The 253-nt window shown below is 60.5% G+C and carries 1 protein-coding gene; it reads right to left on the bottom strand.

The genetic code is table 11. The features are described 5' to 3' along the window. On the bottom strand, nt 1-253 hold a 253-nt coding region (locus KVT14_RS20715), incomplete at both ends, for a hypothetical protein (protein WP_217617327.1).

Here is a 253-nt window from a genome sequence, read left to right as displayed (position 1 = left end):
CGTAACCTTGCGAGGTAGGAGGCGCCGTAAGATCGGCGTTGGCATTGACGCTCGAGGAGAAGTGCGTACCTAGACTGGCACCCACATCCACGCGGGTGAACACGGCAGGATCGTTGCTGCGGAACACCGCTTTGAAGCGCTTGCCGAAAACCAGGCGATTGACACCCATGGACGGCGACAACACCGCCGCACCCAATTCGCGAAATAGGCCCGGATCGCCGTCACCGCTCTCCAAGAGAAGGCTTGCCATACG

Source organism: Cellulomonas sp. GbtcB1, assembly GCF_019091725.1.
Lineage (GTDB): Bacteria > Actinomycetota > Actinomycetes > Actinomycetales > Cellulomonadaceae > Cellulomonas.
The sequence above is the reverse complement of the archived record's forward strand: the minus strand, read 5'-3'. Positions and strand labels throughout refer to the sequence as shown.